This is a genomic window from Sorangium sp. So ce834, assembly GCF_051521425.1.
GTDB classification, from domain to species: Bacteria; Myxococcota_A; Polyangia; order Polyangiales; family Polyangiaceae; genus Sorangium; species Sorangium cellulosum_D.
Window position 1 is genome coordinate 2,363,177 of the sequence record NZ_CP150351.1, and the last position, 20,054, is coordinate 2,383,230.

Sequence of the window (20,054 nt, forward strand, 5' to 3'; positions counted from 1 at the left end):
AGCGCAGCTGGCGGCGAGGTTGAGAGGGCTGGAGGGCGAGCTGCGTGGCGTCGTGGCGCTGAGCGCGCCTGGGGAGCAAGGTGCGCTGGAGGAAGGGCGAGGTCCTCGCGGAGTGTACGAGGTGCTGGCGCTGGCGCAGGCGCTCGGTGACGCTGGGCTCGATGCGCGGCTCTGGGTGTTGACGCAGGGAGCGGTGAGCACGGAGGCAAGCGAAGGGGTGTCCGACCCTGCGCAGGCGCTGACGTGGGGGTTGGGGCGGGTGGTGGGGCTGGAGCACCCCGAGCGCTGGGGTGGACTGGTAGACCTGCCGGCGGAGGTGGACGCGGAAGCGGTGCAGCTGGTGCTGAGGACGCTCGTTGCCGAGGACCACGAGGACCAGGTGGCGGTGCGACGCGGTGGGCGTCTTGTGCGGCGCATCGTGCGGGTGAGTGGAGAGGACGGCGGAGCGGGGTGGAAGCCGCGTGGCACGGTGCTCATCACGGGTGGAGTGGGAGGGCTCGGGAGCCATCTGGCTCGCTGGTTGGCGGAGCGGGGAGCAGAGCACCTGGTGCTGGCGTCACGCCGGGGCGCCGCGGCAGCGGGCGCGCGCGAGCTTCGGGAGGAGCTTGAGGGGCGGGGCGCGCGCGTGACGCTTGCGGCGTGCGATGTGTCGGAGCGAGCGCAGGTCGAGGCGCTGGTGAGGGAGCTTGAGCAGGACGAAGCGCCGCTGAGCGCGGTGGCGCATCTGGCGGGGATAGTCCGCCGCGTGCCGGTGCGAGAGCTCGCGCCCGAGATGCTGGCGCAGGAGCTCGCGGCGAAGGTCAACGGAGCATGGCACCTGCAGGAGCTGCTGGCAGAGCGCGAGCTGGATGCGTTCGTGCTTTATGGCAGCATCGCTGGGCTGTGGGGCTCTGGGACGCAGGCCGGGTACGGCGCGGCGAACGCAGGGCTCGACGCGCTCGCGCGCTACCGGCGTGCCCGAGGGCAGACGGCGACGGTGCTGCACTGGGGCCCGTGGTCCGGAGGTGGGATGGTGAGCGACGAGGCCGAGCCGCAGCTCCGGAGCCGCGGGCTGGTGCCGATGTCGCCGGACAAGGCGCTTTGCGGGCTCGAGGTTGGGCTGCGGCGCACATCGGTGGCGATCGCGGACGTGGACTGGTCGCGCTTCGCGCCGCTGTTCTGCGCGGCGCGGCCGAGGCCGCTGCTGTACGGGATCGAGCAAGCGCGCCATGCGCTGGAGGGCCGGACACCGCAGCAGGCCGCGGGCGGAGCGGGGGACAAGGCGCTGCGGGAGATGCTGCTCGGCCTGCCGGCTGTGGAGCGGAGCGAGCGGCTGCGCGAGCTCGTGGCGAGCGAGACGGCGGCGGTGCTGGGCGTGAAGGATCCGAGCGGGCTGGACCCGGAGCGAGGCTTTCTGGACCTCGGGCTGGACTCGTTGATGGCGGTGGAGCTGTCGAAGCGGCTGCAGCAGCGGACGGGGGTGTCGGTCACAAGGACGTTGATCTTCGATTATCCGACGCAAGGCGAGGTAACGCGCTGGCTGCTGGAGCAGCTGATGCCGCCGGAGCGACCGGCGGCGGACGAGCACGGCGTGAGCCGTGGACCGGAGCGGAGCGCGCCGATAGCGATCGTGGGCGTGGGGCTGCGCATGCCGGGCGGAGCGAACGATCTGGAGAGCTTCTGGCAAGTGCTCGTGGAGGGGCGGGATACGCTAAGGCCGATCCCGACCGACCGTTTCGACGTGGAGGCGATGTACGATCCTAACCCCGAGGCCAAGGGCAAGACGTACGTGAAGCATGCCTCGCTGCTGGACGACGTGGCATCGTTTGACGCGGGGTTCTTCGGGATAAGCCCGCGGGAGGCGGAGCCGATGGATCCGCAGCACCGGCTGCTGCTGGAGACTGCGTGGAGCGCGCTGGAGGACGCGGGAGTGCGTCCAGACCAGCTGAAGGGCTCGGACACGGGTGTGTTCGTGGGCGTGGCGCCGAGCGAGTATGCGAGCTATCGCGGCAAGAGCGCGAACGAAGATGCGTATGCGCTGACGGGGACCGCGCTGAGCTTCGCAGCGGGCCGTGTGGCATATCATCTCGGGCTGCAAGGCCCTGCGGTGTCGGTCGATACGGCGTGCAGCTCGTCGCTGGTGGCGCTGCACCTGGCGTGCGACGCATTGAGGCGCGGCGATTGCGAGGTGGCTCTGGCGGCCGGCGTGCAGGTGCTCGCGAACCCGGCGGGGTTTGTGCTGCTGTCGCGCACGCGTGCGGTCTCGCCCGACGGACGGTGCAAGACGTTCTCGCAGGCGGCCGACGGCTACGGCCGTGGCGAGGGCGTCGGGGTGGTGGTGCTGATGCGTCTTTCGGACGCACAGGCGCAGGGGATGCGGGTGCTGGGCGTGGTGCGGGGCACGGCGGTCAATCAGGACGGCGCGAGCAGCGGGATCACGGCGCCGAACGGCACGGCCCAGCAGAAGGTGGTGCGCGCGGCGCTGCGGAACGCGGGGCTGGAGGCGTCGAGCATCGATGTGGTCGAGTGCCACGGTACGGGCACGTCGCTGGGCGATCCGATCGAGGTGCAAGCGCTCGGCGCGGTGTACGGGCAAGGCAGGGAGGCGACTCGCCCGCTGCGGCTTGGAGCGGTCAAGAGCAACATCGGTCACCTGGAGTCGGCCGCCGGCATCGCCGGAGTGTGCAAGATCCTGGCGGCGTTTCGGCATGAGGCCCTGCCGGCGACGTTGCACAGCTCGCCGCGCAACCCCCAGATCTCCTGGGAGAGTCTCCCGGTGCAGGTGGTCGACCGCCTGACCGGCTGGCCTCGGCGCGCCGACGGCCTCCCCCGCTTTGCGGGCGTGTCGTCGTTTGGCATCAGCGGGACGAACGCGCATGTCATCCTCGAAGAGGCGCCGCTTGAGGCGGCGCGCGAGCCGGCGGCGGTGCGCGAGCCGTTGGCGGCGGAGGGTGTCGCGATCCCGCTGTTGCTGTCGGGGCGAGACGAGGCCTCGGTGGGGGCGCAGGCGGAGCGCTGGGCGAAGTGGCTCGGAGAGCACGCGGAGGTGCGGTGGCCGGACGTGGTGAGAACGGCGGCGCTGCACCGGACGCACTTCGCCTGGCGCGCATCGGTGCAGGCGGCGAGCGTGTCGGAGGCGGTGGAGGGGCTGAGGGCGCTGTCGGAGGGTCGAGCCGCGGCAGGTGTGGTGCGCGGGACGGGAGGGCGTGGGGGGAAGCTTGCGGTGCTGTTCACGGGGCAGGGTAGCCAGCGGCTCGGGATGGGGAAGAGACTTTACGAAGTGTACCCCGTGTTCCGTGCGGCGTTCGACGAGGTGTGCGAGGCGCTGGACGCGCATCTCGACCGTGGGTTGAGAGAGGTGGTGTTCGCGGAAGCGGGCAGCGAGCAGGAGGCGCTGCTGGAGCGGACGGAGTACACGCAGCCCGGGTTGTTCGCGCTGGAAGTGGCGCTGTACCGGCAGTGGGAGGCGTGGGGAGTGAGGCCCGCGGCGCTGCTGGGGCACTCGATAGGAGAGCTGAGCGCTGCGCACGTGGCGGGTGTGCTGAGCCTTGCGGACGCAGCGAAGCTAGTGTGCGCCCGCGGTCGGCTGATGCAGAGGTGCCAGGCGGGCGGAGCGATGATGTCGGTGGAAGCGTCGGAGCCGGAGGTGCAGGGGGCGCTGTCGGCGATGGGGCTGGAGGGCCGGCTTGGGATCGCGGGCATCAACGGTCCGAGCCAGACGGTGCTGAGCGGGGACGAAGCGGCGGTGCTGGAGGTGGGCAGGCGGTTCGAGGCGCAGGGCCGGCGCACGCGGCGTCTGCGTGTGTCGCACGCATTCCACAGCGCGCACATGGACGGGATGCTGGAAGAGTACGGGAGGGTGGCGCGGGAGTGCGCGTATAGGAGGCCGCAGGTGCCCGTGGTGAGCGGCGTGACGGGCGAGCTCGCTGGGGAAGAAGCGCTGATGTCGGCCGAGTACTGGGTGAGGCAGGTGCGCGAGGCGGTGCGCTTCCTGGACGGGATGCGCACGCTTGCGGCGGCGGGGGTGAGCACATACGTCGAGTGCGGGCCGGATGGCGTGCTGTGCGCGCTGGGGGCGGGGTGCCTGCCGGAGGGAGCCGAGGCGACGTTTGTGGCGAGCCTGCGGCGAGAGCAGGAGGAAGAGCGCGCGCTTGCGACGGCGGTGGCGACGGTGCACGTGCAAGGGCACGAGGTGGACTGGGCCCAGGTGCTGTCGGGCCATGGCGGTCAGCCCGTGGAGCTGCCGACGTACGCGTTCCAGCGGCAGCGCTACTGGCTGGAGGCGCCGAGGGCGCGCGGCGACGTGGGCTCGGCGGGGCTGAAGGCGGCCGCCCATCCGCTGCTCGGCGCCGCGACGAAGCTCGCCGACGGCGAGGGGCACCTGTTCACAGGGAGGCTGTCGCTGGCGGAGCATGCGTGGCTTCGGGATCATCAGGTGTTTGGCAAGGTGGTGTTTCCGGGCACGGGGATGCTGGAGCTGGCGCTGGCGGCGGGGCGCGCGGTGGGCAGCCGGACGCTGTCGGAGCTGGTTCTGGCCGAGCCGCTGGTGCTGGCCGAGGAGGCCGCGGCGCGGCTGCAGCTGTCGGTCGGAGCGCCGGACGCGGCGGGCCGGCGCGAGGTAGGGCTGTACAGCCAGTCCGAGCAGGCGCCGGAGGACGCGCCGTGGGTGCAGCACGCCACGGGCGTGTTGACGGACGAGATCCCCGGCGCCCCCGGCGAGCTCGACGAGCTGTCGACGTGGCCTGTGCCGGGCGCGGAGGAGGTGGACCTGTCCGGGTTTTACGAGCGGCTGCGTGAGGGCGGGCTCGACTACGGTCCGGTGTTCCAGGGCCTCGTGGAGCTCTGGCGTCGAGGCGCGAGGCTTTACGGCCGGGTGGTGTTGCCCGGGAGCGCGAGGGGCAGCGCCGAGGCATATGGGGTGCATCCGGCGCTGATGGACGCCGCGCTCCACACGATGGTCGCAGCTTTCTCTCAGATGTCAGGGCCAGACGGCGTGTTGTTGCCGTTCGCCTGGTCGGACGTGGCGCCGCACGCGACGGGGGCGAGCGAGCTTCGGATCCGAGTGGAGATGCAGGAACAAAGCGCACAGCAGCCAGCGGCTTCGCTGTACGTCGCAGACTGCACGGGGCAGGTCGTGGCGAGCATCGGCGCTCTACGTCTGCGCCGGGCGACGGCCGAGCAGCTGCGGACCGCCGTTCACGCTGGTGGCCAACATATGTATCAGGTGAGCTTCCAGCCTGTGGACCTCGCAGCACCTCCCTTGGGGACGGGCTCGCTGGTGGTCATCGGTGCACCGAAGGGAGGAGCGCGTCTGGCCGAAGCCCTGGGGGCGGAGGCGATTGCCGATCTCGATGCATTGGTTGTGCGCCTCGAGCATGGCGCGAGCGCGCCTGAGCGGGTGGTGGTCGACGTCACCGCCGCGAGCCCGAGCCCGTTGGACGTGGCGGTGTCGTCGCATGAGGCGACGAGGCAGGCGCTGTCGCTGCTGCAAGCGTGGCTGTCGGAGCCGCGGCTCGAAGCGACCGAGCTGGTGTGGATGACGCGGGGCGCGGTGGGCGCGGCGCCAGACGACGCCGTCGAGGACCTGGCGCGCGCGCCGCTGTGGGGGCTTGTCCGCGCGGCGCGAAGCGAGCGCCCCGAACGCGGCCTGCGCTTGATCGATGTGGGGACCGAGCCCGTGGACGCTGGGCTGCTGGCGCGGGCGCTGGCGACGGCGGCGGAGCCGGAGCTTGCGCTGCGCGGGGGCGCTGCGCTGGCCGCGCGCCTGGTGCGCGCACAGGCGGTAGCGGAAGAGCTCACCCGAGCCCGCGAGCTGGACCCTGCGGGCACGGTGCTGGTGACCGGCGGGACAGGGGAGCTGGGTCAGGCGGTCGCGGCGCACCTGGTGCGCGCGCACGGGGTGAGGCACCTTGTGCTGACGTCGCGGCGCGGGCTGGAGGCGCCCGGGGCCCGCGAGCTTGTGCAATCGCTCGCGGAGCTCGGCGCCGAGACGGTGACGGTGGCCGCGTGCGACGTGTCGAAGCGGGAGGAGGTCGCGCGTGTGCTGGCCGGCATCGACGCGGCGCGCCCGCTGAGCGCGGTGCTGCACCTGGCCGGCGCGCTCGACGATGGCGTGCTCGCCGGCCAGACGGCCGAGCGCCTCTCGCGGGTGCTGGCGCCGAAGGTGGACGGGGCGCTGCACCTGCACGAGCTGACGCGGGAGCTGGATCTCGCGGCGTTCGTGCTGTTCTCGTCGGTGGCCGGTACGTTTGGCACGGCGGGCCAGAGCAACTACGCGGCGGCGAACACGTTCCTCGACGCGCTCGCGGCGCACCGGCGCGGCCGCGGGCTCGCGGCGACGAGCCTGGCGTGGGGGTTGTGGGCGCAAGCGGGCGTGGGGATGACAGCGCACCTGGGCGAGGCCGAGCTGTCGCGCATCAGGCGCGCAGGGCTCGTGCCGATATCGGTCGACGAGGGCCTCGCTCTGCTGGACGCCGCGCTTTTGCGCTCCGAAGCGAGCCTGGTCCCAGTGCACCTGGATCTCGCGCAGCTGCAGCGTGGGCTGGAGTCCAGCGGCGAGCTGCCGGCGCTGCTTCGCGCGCTGGTGCGCCCCGGGCTGCGCAAGGCGTCCTCTGCCGCGAGGAAGGAGGCGTCGACGCTCCGCGAGCGCCTCTCGGCGCTGCCGGAGGCGGAGCGCCTGAGCTCGCTCATCGACCTTGTGCGGGCCGAGGTCGCCGCGGTGCTCGGGCTTCAGCGCGGTGACGCGATTCCTACGGCCCAGCCCTTGAGGGAGCTCGGAATGGATTCGCTCATGGCCGTCGAAGTCCGCAATCGGCTCTCCTTGCTGGTCGGAAGCAACTTGCCTGCCACTTTGCTTTTCGACCATCCATCTGCCACGCACATCGCGAAGTTCCTCCTGTCAAAGTTCGGAAACGGTGAGCGCCGGAATCTGCTGCGTACAGCGGACTCCATGTCCGACGAGGAAATTCGCGCGTTCATGCTCAGCCTCTCCGTCAGTCTCGTGCGTCGTTCAGGCCTCCTCCCCAAGCTCTTGGAGCTGCGGGGGCCGTCCGAAACATCCGTCGAGGTTCCGGTTCCCATTTCCGATTTCGAAGATCTCGCCGACGAGCAGCTGGCCTTGCAAGCCTTGCAAATGATTTCGAACTCAGAGGATCTCCATGAATAGCAGCGCCGCCTCTCCTACGCTTCGTGAGGCGTTGACCCGTGCATTGAAAGAGTTGCAGAGGCTGCAGACCAGCCACTCGGATCTCCGTTCAGGGCCCATCGCCATCGTATCGATGGCGTGCCGGCTGCCGGGGGGCGTCGCTACGCCGGAAGACTACTGGCGTCTCCTGGAGGAGGGGAGAGATGCGATCGAGGCCTTCCCTGCGCGCTGGGATGCACCTTCGATTTACGACCCCGATCCGGAGGCGGTGGGCAAGAGCTACGTGCGCGAGGGTGGATTCCTGCGGGACATCGACCTGTTCGATGCGGGTTTCTTCGGGATATCGCCCCGAGAGGCGCAGGCGATGGATCCCCAGCAGCGGCTGGTGCTGGAGACGGCGTGGGAGGCACTGGAGCGGGCTGGCGTGCGCCCGTCGGCGCTGAGCGAGAGCGCCACCGGGGTGTACCTGGGCTCGATGGGCTCGGACTACGGTGCTCTTTACGGCAGCGACCTGGCGGCGTTGGACGGGTACCGGGGCACCGGGAGCGCGGCGAGCGTGCTCTCAGGCCGTGTGGCGTACGTGCTCGGGCTGCAGGGCCCAGCGATCACGGTGGACACGGCGTGCTCGTCGTCGCTGGTGTCGCTGCACCTGGCGTGCACGGCCCTGCGTCAGGGCGAGTGCGATCTGGCCTTGACCGGCGGGGTGATGGTGATGACCACACCCGCGGGATTCGTGGAGTTCAGCCGCCTCAAGGCCCTTGCACGGGACGGTCGTTGCAAGAGCTTCTCTGCGCGAGCTGACGGCGTCATCTGGTCCGAGGGGTGCGGGATGCTGGTGCTGAAGCGGCTGTCGGACGCGCGGCGCGACGGTGACCGTGTGCTGGCGGTGATCCGTGGGTCAGCGGTGAACCAGGACGGTCGCAGCCAGGGCCTGACGGCGCCGAACGGCCCTGCCCAGCAGCGGGTGATCCAACAGGCGCTCTCGTCGTGCCGGCTGTCGCCCGAGGACATCGACGCGGTGGAGGCGCATGGGACGGGCACGAACCTGGGCGACCCGATCGAGGCCGGAGCGCTCGCGGAGGTGTTCGGGCCTGGGCGCAAGGCCGAGCGGCCGCTGTACCTGGGCTCGTCGAAGTCGAACCTGGGACACGCGGGGCCTGCGGCTGGCGTAGCCGGTGTGATCAAGATGGTGCTGTCGATGCAGCACGAGGTGCTGCCGCGGACGCTGCACGCGGAGCAGCCGAGCCCGCACATTGGGTGGGAGGGGAGCGGGCTGTCGTTGCTGCAAGAGGCGCGTCCGTGGCGGCGCAACGGCCGGGCGCGGCGCGCGGGCGTGTCGTCGTTCGGGATCAGCGGGACGAACGCGCATGTCATCCTCGAAGAGGCGCCGGTGGAGGCGGCGCGCGAGCCGGTGGAGGCAGTGCGCGAGCCGTTGGCGGCGGAGGGTGTTGCGATGCCGCTGTTGCTGTCGGGGCGAGACGAGGCCTCGGTGGGGGCGCAGGCGGAGCGCTGGGCGAAGTGGCTGGAAGAGCACGCGGAGGTGGGGTGGTCGGACGTGGTGCGCACGGCGGCGCTGCACCGAACGCACTTCGCCACGCGCGCATCGGTGCAGGCGTCGAGCGTGTCGGAGGCGGAGGAGGCGCTGCGGGCGCTGTCGCAGGGTCGCGGCCACCGGGCGGTGTCGGCGGGCACGGCACGTGCGCGAGGCAAGGTGGTGTTCGTGTTCCCCGGCCAAGGGAGCCAGTGGCCGGGGATGGGCCGGGCGCTGCTGGAGCAGAGCGCGGCGTTCGCGGAGGCGGTGCAGGCATGCGACGAGGCGCTGCGGCCGTGGACGGGCTGGTCTGTGCTGTCGGTGCTGCGCGGAGATGGCGGGGAGGAGCAGCCGTCGCTGGAGCGGGTGGACGTGGTGCAGCCCGCGCTGTTCGCGATGTGCGTGGGTCTGGCCGCGGCGTGGCGGTCGCTGGGGCTGGAGCCTGCGGCGGTGGTGGGCCACAGCCAGGGCGAGGTGTCGGCGGCGGTGGTGTGCGGAGCGCTGTCGCTTGCGGAGGGAGCGCGGGTAGTGGCGCTGCGCAGCCAGGCGGTGCGGCAGCAGTCGGGGATGGGGGCGATGATGCTGGTCGAGCGGCCGGTGTCGGAGGTGCAGGAGCGCATCGCGCCGTACGGGGAGGCGCTTGCGATAGCGGCGGTGAACACGTCGAGCTCGACGGTGGTGTCGGGTGACGTGGAGGCGGTGGACGGGCTGATGGTGGAGCTGACGGCAGAAGGTGTGTTCTGCCGGAAGGTGAACGTCGACTACGCGTCGCACAGCGCGCACATGGATGCGCTGCTGCCCGAGCTAGGAGCGAAGCTGTCGTCGCTCAGGCCGAAGGCGACGCAGCTGCCGTTTTACTCGACGGTGACAGGAGAGGTGTCGCGGGGCGAGGCGCTGGACGGCGAGTACTGGTGCCGCAACCTTCGGCAGACGGTGCGCCTGGACCGAGCGCTGTCGAAGCTGCTGGAGGACGGGCACGGCGTGTTCGTGGAGGTGAGCGCGCACCCGGTGCTGGCGATGCCGCTGACGACGGCGTGCGCGGAGGCGCAGGGGGTGGTGGTGGGGAGCCTGCAGCGCGACGAAGGTGGGTTGTCGCAGCTGTACAGGACGCTGGGGCAGCTGCACGTGCAGGGGCACGAGGTGGACTGGACACGGGTGCTTTCGGGCCACGGCGGTCGTGCCGTGGAGCTGCCGACGTACGCGTTTCAGCGGCAGCGTTACTGGCTGGATATCTCGAAGGCGCGTAGCGACGTGAGCTCGGCGGGGCTCAAGGCAGCAGCACACCCGCTGCTCGGCGCCGCGACGAGGCTCGCCGACGGCGAGGGGCACCTGTTCACAGGGCGGCTGTCGCTGGCGGAGCATCCGTGGCTTCGGGATCATGAGGTGTTTGGCCAGGTGGTGCTTCCGGGCACGGGGATGCTGGAGCTGGTGCTGGCGGCGGGGCGCGCGGTGGGCAGCCGGTCGCTGTCGGACCTCACGCTCGCCGAGCCGCTGGTGCTGGCCGAGGGCGCGGCGCGGCTGCAGGTGATGATCGGAGCGCCGGACGCGGCGGGCCGGCGCGAGGTGGGGCTGTACAGCCAGCCTGAGCACGCCCCGGAGGACGCGCCGTGGGTGCAGCACGCGACGGGGGTGTTGACGGACGAGCCCCCCGGCGCTCCTGGCGAGCTCGACGAGCTGTCGACGTGGCCTGTGCCGGGCGCGGAGGAGGTGGACCTGTCCGGGCTTTACGAGCGGCTGCGTGAGCGCGGGCTCCACTACGGCCCGGCGTTTCAAGGGCTCGTGGAGCTGTCGCGCCAAGGCACAACCTACTTCGGTCGGGTGGTGCTGCCGGGGACCGAGAAGGACAGGGCGGAGGCGTATGGCGTGCACCCGGCGTTGATGGACGCCGCGCTCCACACGATGGTCGCGGCCTTCTCCGAGAGCCCAGGGGCGAACGAGGTGCTCGTGCCGTTTGCCTGGTCGGACGTGGCGCTGCACGCGACGGGGGCGAGCGAGCTTCGGGTCCGGGTGGAGCTCCAGGACGGAGGCGCACACCAGGACACCGCTTCGCTGCAAGTCGCAGACTCCACGGGGCAGGCCGTGGCGAGCATCGGCGCTCTACATCTGCGCCGGGCGACGGCCGAGCAGCTGCGGACCGCCGTTCACGCTGGTGGCCAACATATGTATCAGGTGAGCTTCCAGCCTGTGGAGCTCGCGGCAGCCCCCCTGGAGGCGGGCTCGCTGGTGGTCGTCGGTGCAGCGGATGGACGAGGGAGGCTGGCCGAAGCCCTGAGGGCGGAGGCGATTGCCGATCTCGAAGCATTGGTTGCGCGCCTCGAGCAGGGCGCAAGCGCGCCTGCGCGGGTGGCGGTCGACACGACAGCTCTAGGACAGAGTCAGTCGGGAGTGGCGTCGTTGTCCCACGAGGCGACGAGGCAGGCGCTGTCGCTGCTGCAAGCGTGGCTGTCGGAGCCGCGGCTCGACGCTGTCGAGCTGGTGTGGGTGACGCGGGGCGCGGTGGGCGCGGCGCCGGACGACGCCGTCCAGGATCTGGCGCGCGCGCCGCTGTGGGGGCTTGTTCGCGCGGCGCGCAGCGAGCACCCCGAGCGCCGGCTGCGCTTGATCGATGTGGGGACCGAGCCCGTGGACGCTGGGCTGCTGGCGCGGGCGCTGGCGACGGCGGCGGAGCCGGAGCTTGCGCTGCGCGGGGGCGCTGCGCTGGCCGCGCGCCTGGTGCGCGCGCAGGCGGCAGCGGAAGAGCTCACCCGAGGAGCCCGCGGGCTGGACCCTGCGGGCACGGTGCTGGTGACCGGCGGGACAGGGGAGCTGGGTCAGGCGATCGCGGCGCACCTGGTGCGCGCGCACGGGGTGAGGCACCTTGTGCTGACGTCGCGTCGCGGGCTGGAGGCGCCCGGGGCCCGCGAGCTCGTGCAGTCACTCGAGGAGCTCGGCGCCGAGACGGTGACGGTGGCTGCGTGCGACGTGTCGAAGCGGGAGGAGGTCGCGCGTGTGCTGGCCGGCATCGACGCGGCGCGTCCGCTGAGCGCGGTGCTGCACCTGGCCGGCGTGCTCGACGACGGCGTGCTCACCGCCCAGACGGCCGAGCGCCTCTCGCGGGTGCTGGCGCCGAAGGTGGACGGGGCGCTGCACCTGCACGAGCTGACGCGGGAGCTGGATCTCGCGGCGTTCGTGCTGTTCTCGTCGGCGGCCGGCACGTTTGGCACGGCGGGCCAGAGCAACTACGCGGCGGCGAACACGTTCCTTGACGCGCTCGCGGCGCACCGGCGCGGCGGCGGGCTCGCGGCGACGAGCCTGGCGTGGGGCTTCTGGACACAGGCGGGCGTGGGGATGACAGCGCACCTGGGCGAGGCCGAGCTGTCGCGCATGAGGCGCAACGGGTTCGTGCCGATGCCGGTGGAAGAGGGCCTCGCTCTGCTGGACGCCGCGCTCTCACGCCCTGAAGCGAGCCTGGTCCCAGTGCACCTGGATCTCGCGCAGCTGCAGCGTGGGCTGGAGTCCAGCGGCGAGCTGCCGGCGCTGTTTCGTGCGCTGTTGCGCCCGAGCTTGCGCAAGGCGTCCTCGGCAACGAGGCGAGACGCCTCGGCGCTGCGCGAGCGCCTCTCGGCGCTGCCGGAGGCGGAGCGGCTGAATGCGCTCGTCGAGCTGGTGCGGGGCGAGGTTGCGGCCGTGACAGGGCTTCAGCGCGGCGAGGCTGTGGCAGCGGATCAGGTGCTCAAGGAGCTGGGGCTCGACTCGCTGATGGCGGTGGCGCTGCGCAACCGCCTCACGTCCCGTACCGAGACGTCCTTGCCGGCGACGCTGGTCTTTGACTACCCGACGCCGCGGGCGATCGCAGAGCTGCTGCTGAAGCAGGCGTTCTCGGGGCTGCAGGTGAAGGAAGCGCGGGCGCGGGTGCGTCGTCGTGCAGGGAAAGACGAGCCGATCGCGATCGTGTCGATGGCGTGCCGGCTGCCGGGAGGCGTTGCGACGCCGGACGACTACTGGCGTCTCTTGGCCGAGGGGAAGGACGCGATCGAAGGCCTCCCAGCGCGCTGGGACGGGTTCGAGGTCTACGACCCTGATCCGGAGGCCGCAGGCAAGAGCTACGCGCGCGAAGGTGGGTTTGTTCGGGACATCGACCTGTTCGACGCGAACTTCTTCGGGATATCGCCGCGCGAGGCGCAGTCGATGGATCCCCAGCATCGGCTGGTGCTGGAGACGGCGTGGGAGGCATTGGAGCGTGCCGGCGTGCGCCCGTCGGCGCTGAGCGGGAGCGCCACCGGAGTGTACCTGGGTTCGATGGGCTCGGACTACGGTGCTCTTCATACTGTCGATCTGAAGGAGCTGGACGGGTACCGGGGCATCGGGAGCGCGGCGAGCATCCTCTCGGGCCGGGTGGCCTACGCGCTGGGGCTGCAGGGCCCAGCGATGACGGTGGACACGGCGTGCTCGTCGTCGCTGGTGTCGCTGCACCTGGCGTGCACGGCGCTGCGCCAGGGCGAATGCGACCTGGCGCTGGCCGGCGGGGTGACGGTGATGAGCACCCCCGCGCTGTTCGTGGAGTTCAGCCGTCTCAAGGGGATGTCCCGCGACGGTCGGTGCAAGAGCTTCTCGGCGCAGGCGGACGGCGCGGGCTGGGCCGAGGGTTGCGGGATGCTGTTGTTGAAGCGGCTGTCTGACGCGCAGCGCGACGGCGACCGTGTGCTGGGGGTGATCCGTGGCTCTGCGGTGAACCAGGACGGTCGCAGCCAGGGTCTGACGGCGCCGAACGGCCCTGCCCAGCAGCGGGTGATCCGGCAGGCGCTGTCGTCGTGTGGTCTGTCGCCCGAGGACATCGACGCGGTGGAGGCGCACGGTACGGGCACGAGCCTTGGAGACCCGATCGAGGCCGGAGCGCTGGCGGAGGTGTTTGGACCGGAGCGTAGCCCCGAGCGTCCGCTGTACCTGGGATCGTCGAAGTCGAACCTCGGACATGCGCAGGCGGCGGCGGGCGTGGCGGGCGTGATCAAGATGGTGCTGTCGATGCAGCACGAGGTGCTGCCGAAGACGCTGCACGCGGAGCAGCCGAGCCCGCACATTGGGTGGGAAGGAAGCGGGCTGTCGCTGCTGCAAGAGGCGCGTCCGTGGCGGCGCAACGGCCGGGTCCGTCGTGCCGGCGTGTCGTCGTTCGGGATCAGCGGGACGAACGCGCATATCATCCTCGAAGAAGCGCCGGCCGAGGCGCGGCGCGAGCCTGTCGAGGCCGAGGCGGCGCCTGCGCTATTGCCGCTGGTGCTGTCGGGTCGAGACGAGGCCGCGGTGAATGCGCAGGCGGGGCGGTGGGCGAAGTGGCTGGAAGAGCACGGGGAGGTGGGGTGGCCGGACGTGGTGCGCACGGCGGCGCTGCACCGGACGCACTTCGAGTCGCGGGCGTCGGTGCTTGCGGCGAGCGCTGCGGGAGCTGTGGAGGGTCTTCGCGCGCTGTCGTCGGGGCGGCCGGATGCGGCGGTGGTGAGCGGGACGGCGAAGCGAGGCGGGAAGCTTGCGGTGCTGTTCACGGGGCAGGGCAGCCAGCGGCTCGGGATGGGGAATAGGCTTTACGAAGTGTACCCCGTGTTCCGTGCGGCGTTCGACGAGGTGTGCGAGGCGCTGGACGCGCATCTCGACCGTGGGTTGAGAGAGGTGGTGTTCGCGGCCGCGGGCAGCGAGGAAGGAGCGCAGCTGGAGCGGACGGAGTACACGCAGCCCGCGCTGTTTGCGGTGGAAGTGGCGCTGTACCGTCAGTGGGAGTCGTGGGGGCTGAAGCCCGCTGCGCTGCTGGGGCACTCGATAGGAGAGCTGAGCGCTGCGCACGTGGCGGGTGTGCTGAGCCTTGCGGACGCAGCGAAGCTAGTGTGCGCCCGAGGTCGGCTGATGCAAGGGTGCGAGGCCGGGGGAGCGATGGTGTCGGTGGAGGCCTCGGAGCCGGAGGTGCAGCGGGCGCTGTCGGAGGTCGGGGCGCAGGGGCGACTGAGCATCGCCGGGCTGAACGCGCCGATGCAGACGGTGCTGAGCGGGGACGAAGCGGCGGTGCTCGCGGTGGCGCGGCGGCTGGAGGCGCAGGGCCGGCGCACGCGGCGTCTGCGTGTGTCGCACGCGTTCCACAGCGCGCACATGGACGGGATGCTGGAGGAGTTCGGGAAGGTGGCGCGGGAGTGCACGTACGCGCGGCCACGGCTGGCGGTGGTGAGCGGCGTGACGGGCGAGCTCGGCGGCGAAGAAGCGCTGATGTCGGCCGAGTACTGGGTGAGGCAGGTGCGCGAGGCGGTGCGCTTCCTGGACGGGATGCGCACGCTTGCGGCGGCGGGGGTGAGCACATACGTCGAGTGCGGGCCGGATGGCGTGCTGTGCGCGCTGGGGGCGGGGTGCCTGCCGGAGGGAGCCGAGGCGACGTTTGTGGCGAGCCTGCGGCGAGAGCAGGAGGAAGAGCGCGCGCTGGCGACGGCGGTGGCGACAGTGCACGTGCAGGGGCACGAGGTGGACTGGGCCCGGGTGCTGTCGGGCCGTGGCGGCCGGCCCGTGGAGCTGCCGACGTACGCGTTCCAGCGGCAGCGCTACTGGCTGGAAGCGCCGAAGAGCACGGCGACCGAGGTGAATGTCTCCAGCGCGGAGCAGGCGCTGTGGAATGCGGCGCTGGAGGGCGAGGGAGATGGCGTTGCGGAGCTGCTGGAGCTGCCTGACGACGTGCGCGCCAGCGTCGGGCCGCTGCTGCCGTACCTCGCGGCGTGGCGCCAGAGAAAGCAGGCAGAAGCGGCGGCGGCGAGCTGGCTGTATGAGGAAGCGTGGCAAAACCATCCGAGGCGTGTGACGGGTAGTCCGGATGTAAGGGGCACCTGGCTCGTGGTGTCACCTCCGCTTGCCGGAGAGCTTGCGGAGGTGGTGCGTGGTGCGCTCGGCGCCGCGGGGGCCGAGGTGATCGTGCACATCGCGGCCGTGGAGCGAGCGCAGCTCGCAGCGTGGCTGAGAGAGCAAGCGCGCCTGAGAAAGGAGGAGGGCGAGCTGCGTGGCGTCATCGCGCTCACGGCCTCAGGCGAGGAAGGCGCGCTGGAGCAAGGGCAGGCGCCCCGCAGCCTGTACCAGACGCTGGCGGTGGTGCAGGCGCTCGGCGACGCCGGAATCGGCGCGCGGCTGTGGTTGCTCACGCAGGGAGCGGTCAGCACCGAGCCAAGCGAAGCGGTGGTGCACCCGTTGCAGGCGCTGACGTGGGGACTGGGACGGGCGTTGGGGCTGGAGCACCCCGAGCGCTGGGGCGGGCTGCTGGACGTGCCGGCGGAGCTGGACGCGGGCGTGATGCAGCACGTCTTGACCACGCTTGTGTCCGACGACAACGAAGATCAGGTGGCGGTGCGGCGCGGCGGGCGCCTCGTGAGGCGCATTGTGCGTGTGCGCGGCGAGGGCGACGGCGAGGGCTGGAAGCCGCGCGGCACGGTGCTCATCACGGGCGGCGTGGGCGGGCTCGGAGGTCATCTTGCCCGCTGGCTGGCCGGGCGTGGCGCAGAGCACCTTGTGCTGGCGTCGCGCCGCGGCGCGTCGGCGCCCGGGGCGAGCGAGCTGCGGGACGAGCTTGTGGCGCGGGGCATTCGGGTGACGCTGGCGGCGTGTGACGTGTCGGAGCGCGCGCAGCTCGCGGCGCTGCTCGCGGAGCTGGAGCAGGATGAAGCGCCGCTGAGGGCGGTGGCGCACCTCGCGGGCATAGGCCGCCGTGTTCCGCTGCGAGAGCTCGAGCCTGAGCAGCTCGAGCAGGAGCTCGCGGCGAAGGTGAAGGGGGCGTGGCACCTGCATCAGCTGCTGGGGAAGCGGGAGCTGGATGCATTCGTGCTCTATGGCAGCATCGCCGGGCTGTGGGGCTCCGGGGCGCAGGCTGGGTACGGCGCAGCGAACGCAGGGCTGGACGCGCTCGCGCGGTACCGGCGCGCGCGAGGGCAGGCTGCGACGGTGTTGCACTGGGGCCCCTGGGCGGGAGAAGGGATGGTGACCAGCGAGCTCGAGTCGCAGCTGCGGATCCGCGGGGTCGCGGTGATGTCGCCCGACAAGGCGCTCGCCGGGCTGGAGATGGCGCTGCGGCTGGGGCGCACGTCGGTGGCGATCGCCGACGTGGACTGGTCGCGCTTCGCGCCGTCGTTCAGCGCGGCGAGGCCGAGGCCGCTCCTGGACGGGATCGAGGAGGCCCGGCGGGCGCAGGAGAGCCGCGGCCCGCAGCCGGCCGCAGGCGGGACCGCGCTGAGAGACACCTTGCTGGGCCTGAGCGAGGCCGAGCGGCGCGAGCGGGTACGTCAGCTGGTGGCGAGCGAGACGGCCGCGGTACTGGGCATGACGGACCCGAGCCGGCTTGACCCGGACCGTGGCTTTCTGGACCTCGGGCTGGATTCGCTGATGGCGGTGGAGCTGTCGAAGCGGCTGCAGAAGCGCACGGGCATGACGGTACCGAGCACGCTGAGCTTCGATCACCCGACGCAGAGCGAAGTGGCGCGCTGGCTGCTGGAGCAGCTCACACCTCAGCCGCGACCGGAGCCGGCGGTGCGCGAGGTGAGCCGGGAAGAGGGGTGGAGCACGCCGATAGCGATCGTGGGCGTGGGGCTGCGCATGCCTGGCGGAGCGAGCGACCTGGAGAGCTTCTGGCAGGTGCTGGTCGAAGAGCGGGATACGCTGCGGCCGATCCCGGCCCAACGATTCGACGTCGAGGCGCTGTACGATCCTGACCCCGACGCGAAGGGCAAGACGTACGTGCGGAACGCGTCGCTGCTCGACGACGTGGCGTCGTTCGACCCTGGGTTCTTCGGGATAAGTCCGCGGGAGGCGGAGCCGATGGATCCGCAGCACCGGCTGCTGCTGGAGACGGCGTGGAGCGCCCTGGAGGACGCGGGGGTGCGTCCAGAGCACCTGAAGGGCTCGGACACGGGAGTGTTCGTGGGCGTGGCGCCGAGCGAATACGCGAGCTACCGAGGAAAGAGCGCGAACGAAGATGCGTATGCGCTGACAGGGACGGCGCTGAGCTTTGCTGCGGGACGGGTGGCCTACCACCTCGGGCTGCAAGGCCCTGCGGTGTCGACCGACACGGCCTGCAGCTCGTCGCTGGTAGCGCTGCACCTGGCGTGCGACGCGCTGCGCCGGGGCGATTGCGAGGTGGCGCTGGCGGCAGGTGTGCAGGTGCTGGCGAACCCGGCGGGGTTTGTGCTGCTGTCGCGCACGCGCGCGTTGTCGCCGGACGGGCGGTGCAAGGCGTTCTCGCAGGCGGCGGACGGTTATGGCCGTGGCGAGGGAGTCGGGGTGCTGGTGCTGATGCGGCTGTCCGAGGCGCAGCAGCAGGGGAAGCGGGTGCTGGGTGTGGTGCGCGGCACGGCGGTCAATCAGGACGGCGCGAGCAGCGGGATCACGGCGCCGAACGGCACGGCGCAGCAGAAGGTGGTGCGCGCGGCGCTGCGGAACGCGGGGCTGGAGCCGGCGAGCATCGATGTGGTGGAGTGCCACGGTACGGGCACGTCGCTGGGCGACCCGATCGAGGTGCAGGCGCTCGGCGCGGTGTACGGGCAAGGTCGGGATATGGCTCGTCCGCTGCAGCTGGGCGCGGTCAAGAGCAATATCGGTCATCTCGAGTCCGCCGCGGGCATCGCAGGGGTGTGCAAGATCCTGGCGGCGTTCCGTTACGAGTCGCTGCCGGCGACGCTGCACAGCTCGCCGCGCAATCCCCGCATCCCGTGGGAGAACCTGCCGGTGCAGGTGGTCGATCGCCTGACCCCCTGGCCTCGGCGCGCAGAGGGCCCCCCGCGCCGTGCCGGCGTGTCGTCGTTCGGGATCAGCGGGACGAACGCGCATATCATCCTCGAAGAAGCGCCGGCCGAGGCGCGGCGCGAGCCTGTCGAGGCCGAGGCGGCGCCTGCGCTATTGCCGCTGGTGCTGTCGGGTCGAGACGAGGCCGCGGTGAATGCGCAGGCGGGGCGGTGGGCGAAGTGGCTGGAAGAGCACGGGGAGGTGGGGTGGCCGGACGTGGTGCGCACGGCGGCGCTGCACCGGACGCACTTCGAGTCGCGGGCGTCGGTGCTTGCGGCGAGCGCTGCGGGAGCTGTGGAGGGTCTTCGCGCGCTGTCGTCGGGGCGGCCGGATGCGGCGGTGGTGAGCGGGACGGCGAAGCGAGGCGGGAAGCTTGCGGTGCTGTTCACGGGGCAGGGCAGCCAGCGGCTCGGGATGGGGAATAGTCTTTACGAAGTGTACCCCGTGTTCCGTGCGGCGTTCGACGAGGTGTGCGAGGCGCTGGACGCGCATCTCGACCGTGGGTTGAGAGAGGTGGTGTTCGGGGCCGCGGGCAGCGAGGAAGGAGCGCAGCTGGAGCGGACGGAGTACACGCAGCCCGGGCTGTTTGCGCTGGAAGTGGCGCTGTACCGTCAGTGGGAGTCGTGGGGGCTGAAGCCCGCTGCGCTGCTGGGGCACTCGATAGGAGAGCTGAGCGCTGCGCACGTGGCGGGTGTGCTGAGCCTTGCGGACGCAGCGAAGCTAGTGTGCGCCCGAGGTCGGCTGATGCAGGGGTGCGAGGCCGGGGGAGCGATGGTGTCGGTGGAGGCCTCGGAGCCGGAGGTGCAGCGGGCGCTGTCGGAGGTCGGGGCGCAGGGGCGACTGAGCATCGCCGGGCTGAACGCGCCGATGCAGACGGTGCTGAGCGGGGACGAAGCGGCGGTGCTCGCGGTGGCGCGGCGGCTGGAGGCGCAGGGCCGGCGCACGCGGCGTCTGCGTGTGTCGCACGCGTTCCACAGCGCGCACATGGACGGGATGCTGGAGGAGTTCGGGAAGGTGGCGCGGGAGTGCACGTACGCGCGGCCGCAGCTGGCGGTGGTGAGCGGCGTGACGGGCGAGCTCGGCGGCGAAGAAGCGCTGATGTCGGCCGAGTACTGGGTGAGGCAGGTGCGCGAGGCGGTGCGCTTCCTGGACGGGATGCGCACGCTTGCGGCGGCGGGGGTGAGCACATACGTCGAGTGCGGGCCGGATGGCGTGCTGTGCGCGCTGGGGGCGGGGTGCCTGCCGGAGGGAGCCGAGGCGACGTTTGTGACGAGCCTGCGGCGAGAGCAGGAGGAAGAGCGCGCGCTGGCGACGGCGGTGGCGACAGTGCACGTGCAGGGGCACGAGGTGGACTGGGCCCGGGTGCTGTCGGGCCGTGGCGGCCGGCCCGTGGAGCTGCCGACGTACGCATTCCAGCGGCAGCGCTACTGGCTGGAAGCGCCGAAGGCGCGTACCGACGTGGGCTCGGCGGGCTTGAGGGAGTCGGGGCATCCGCTGCTCGGAGCGGCAACGAAGCTGGCCGACGGCGACGGCCATCTGTTCACAGGCCGGCTGTCGCTGGGCGAGCAGCCGTGGCTTCGCGACCATGCGGTGTTTGGCGAGGTGGTCTTCCCGGGCACGGGGATGCTGGACCTC

2 protein-coding genes (both running past the window's edge) are annotated in these 20,054 nt (G+C 71.6%); both read left to right on the forward strand.

All coding sequences use genetic code 11. The annotated features are described in order from the left end of the window. Positions 1-7,144, forward strand: the end of a protein-coding gene (locus tag WMF20_RS08455) for a type I polyketide synthase (RefSeq protein ID WP_437612229.1). It extends 25,868 nt beyond the left edge of the window; the window shows 7,144 of its 33,012 coding nt (coding positions 25,869-33,012); its start codon lies beyond the left edge, outside the window; it ends in the stop codon at positions 7,142-7,144. After that, a protein-coding gene (locus WMF20_RS08460) for a type I polyketide synthase (protein ID WP_437612231.1) crosses the window boundary here: on the forward strand, positions 7,137-20,054 show its 5' portion. 8,004 nt of this gene lie beyond the right edge of the window; only the first 12,918 of its 20,922 coding nucleotides appear in the window; it begins with the start codon at positions 7,137-7,139; its stop codon lies beyond the right edge, outside the window. Before WMF20_RS08455 ends, WMF20_RS08460 begins: the two co-directional genes overlap by 8 nt.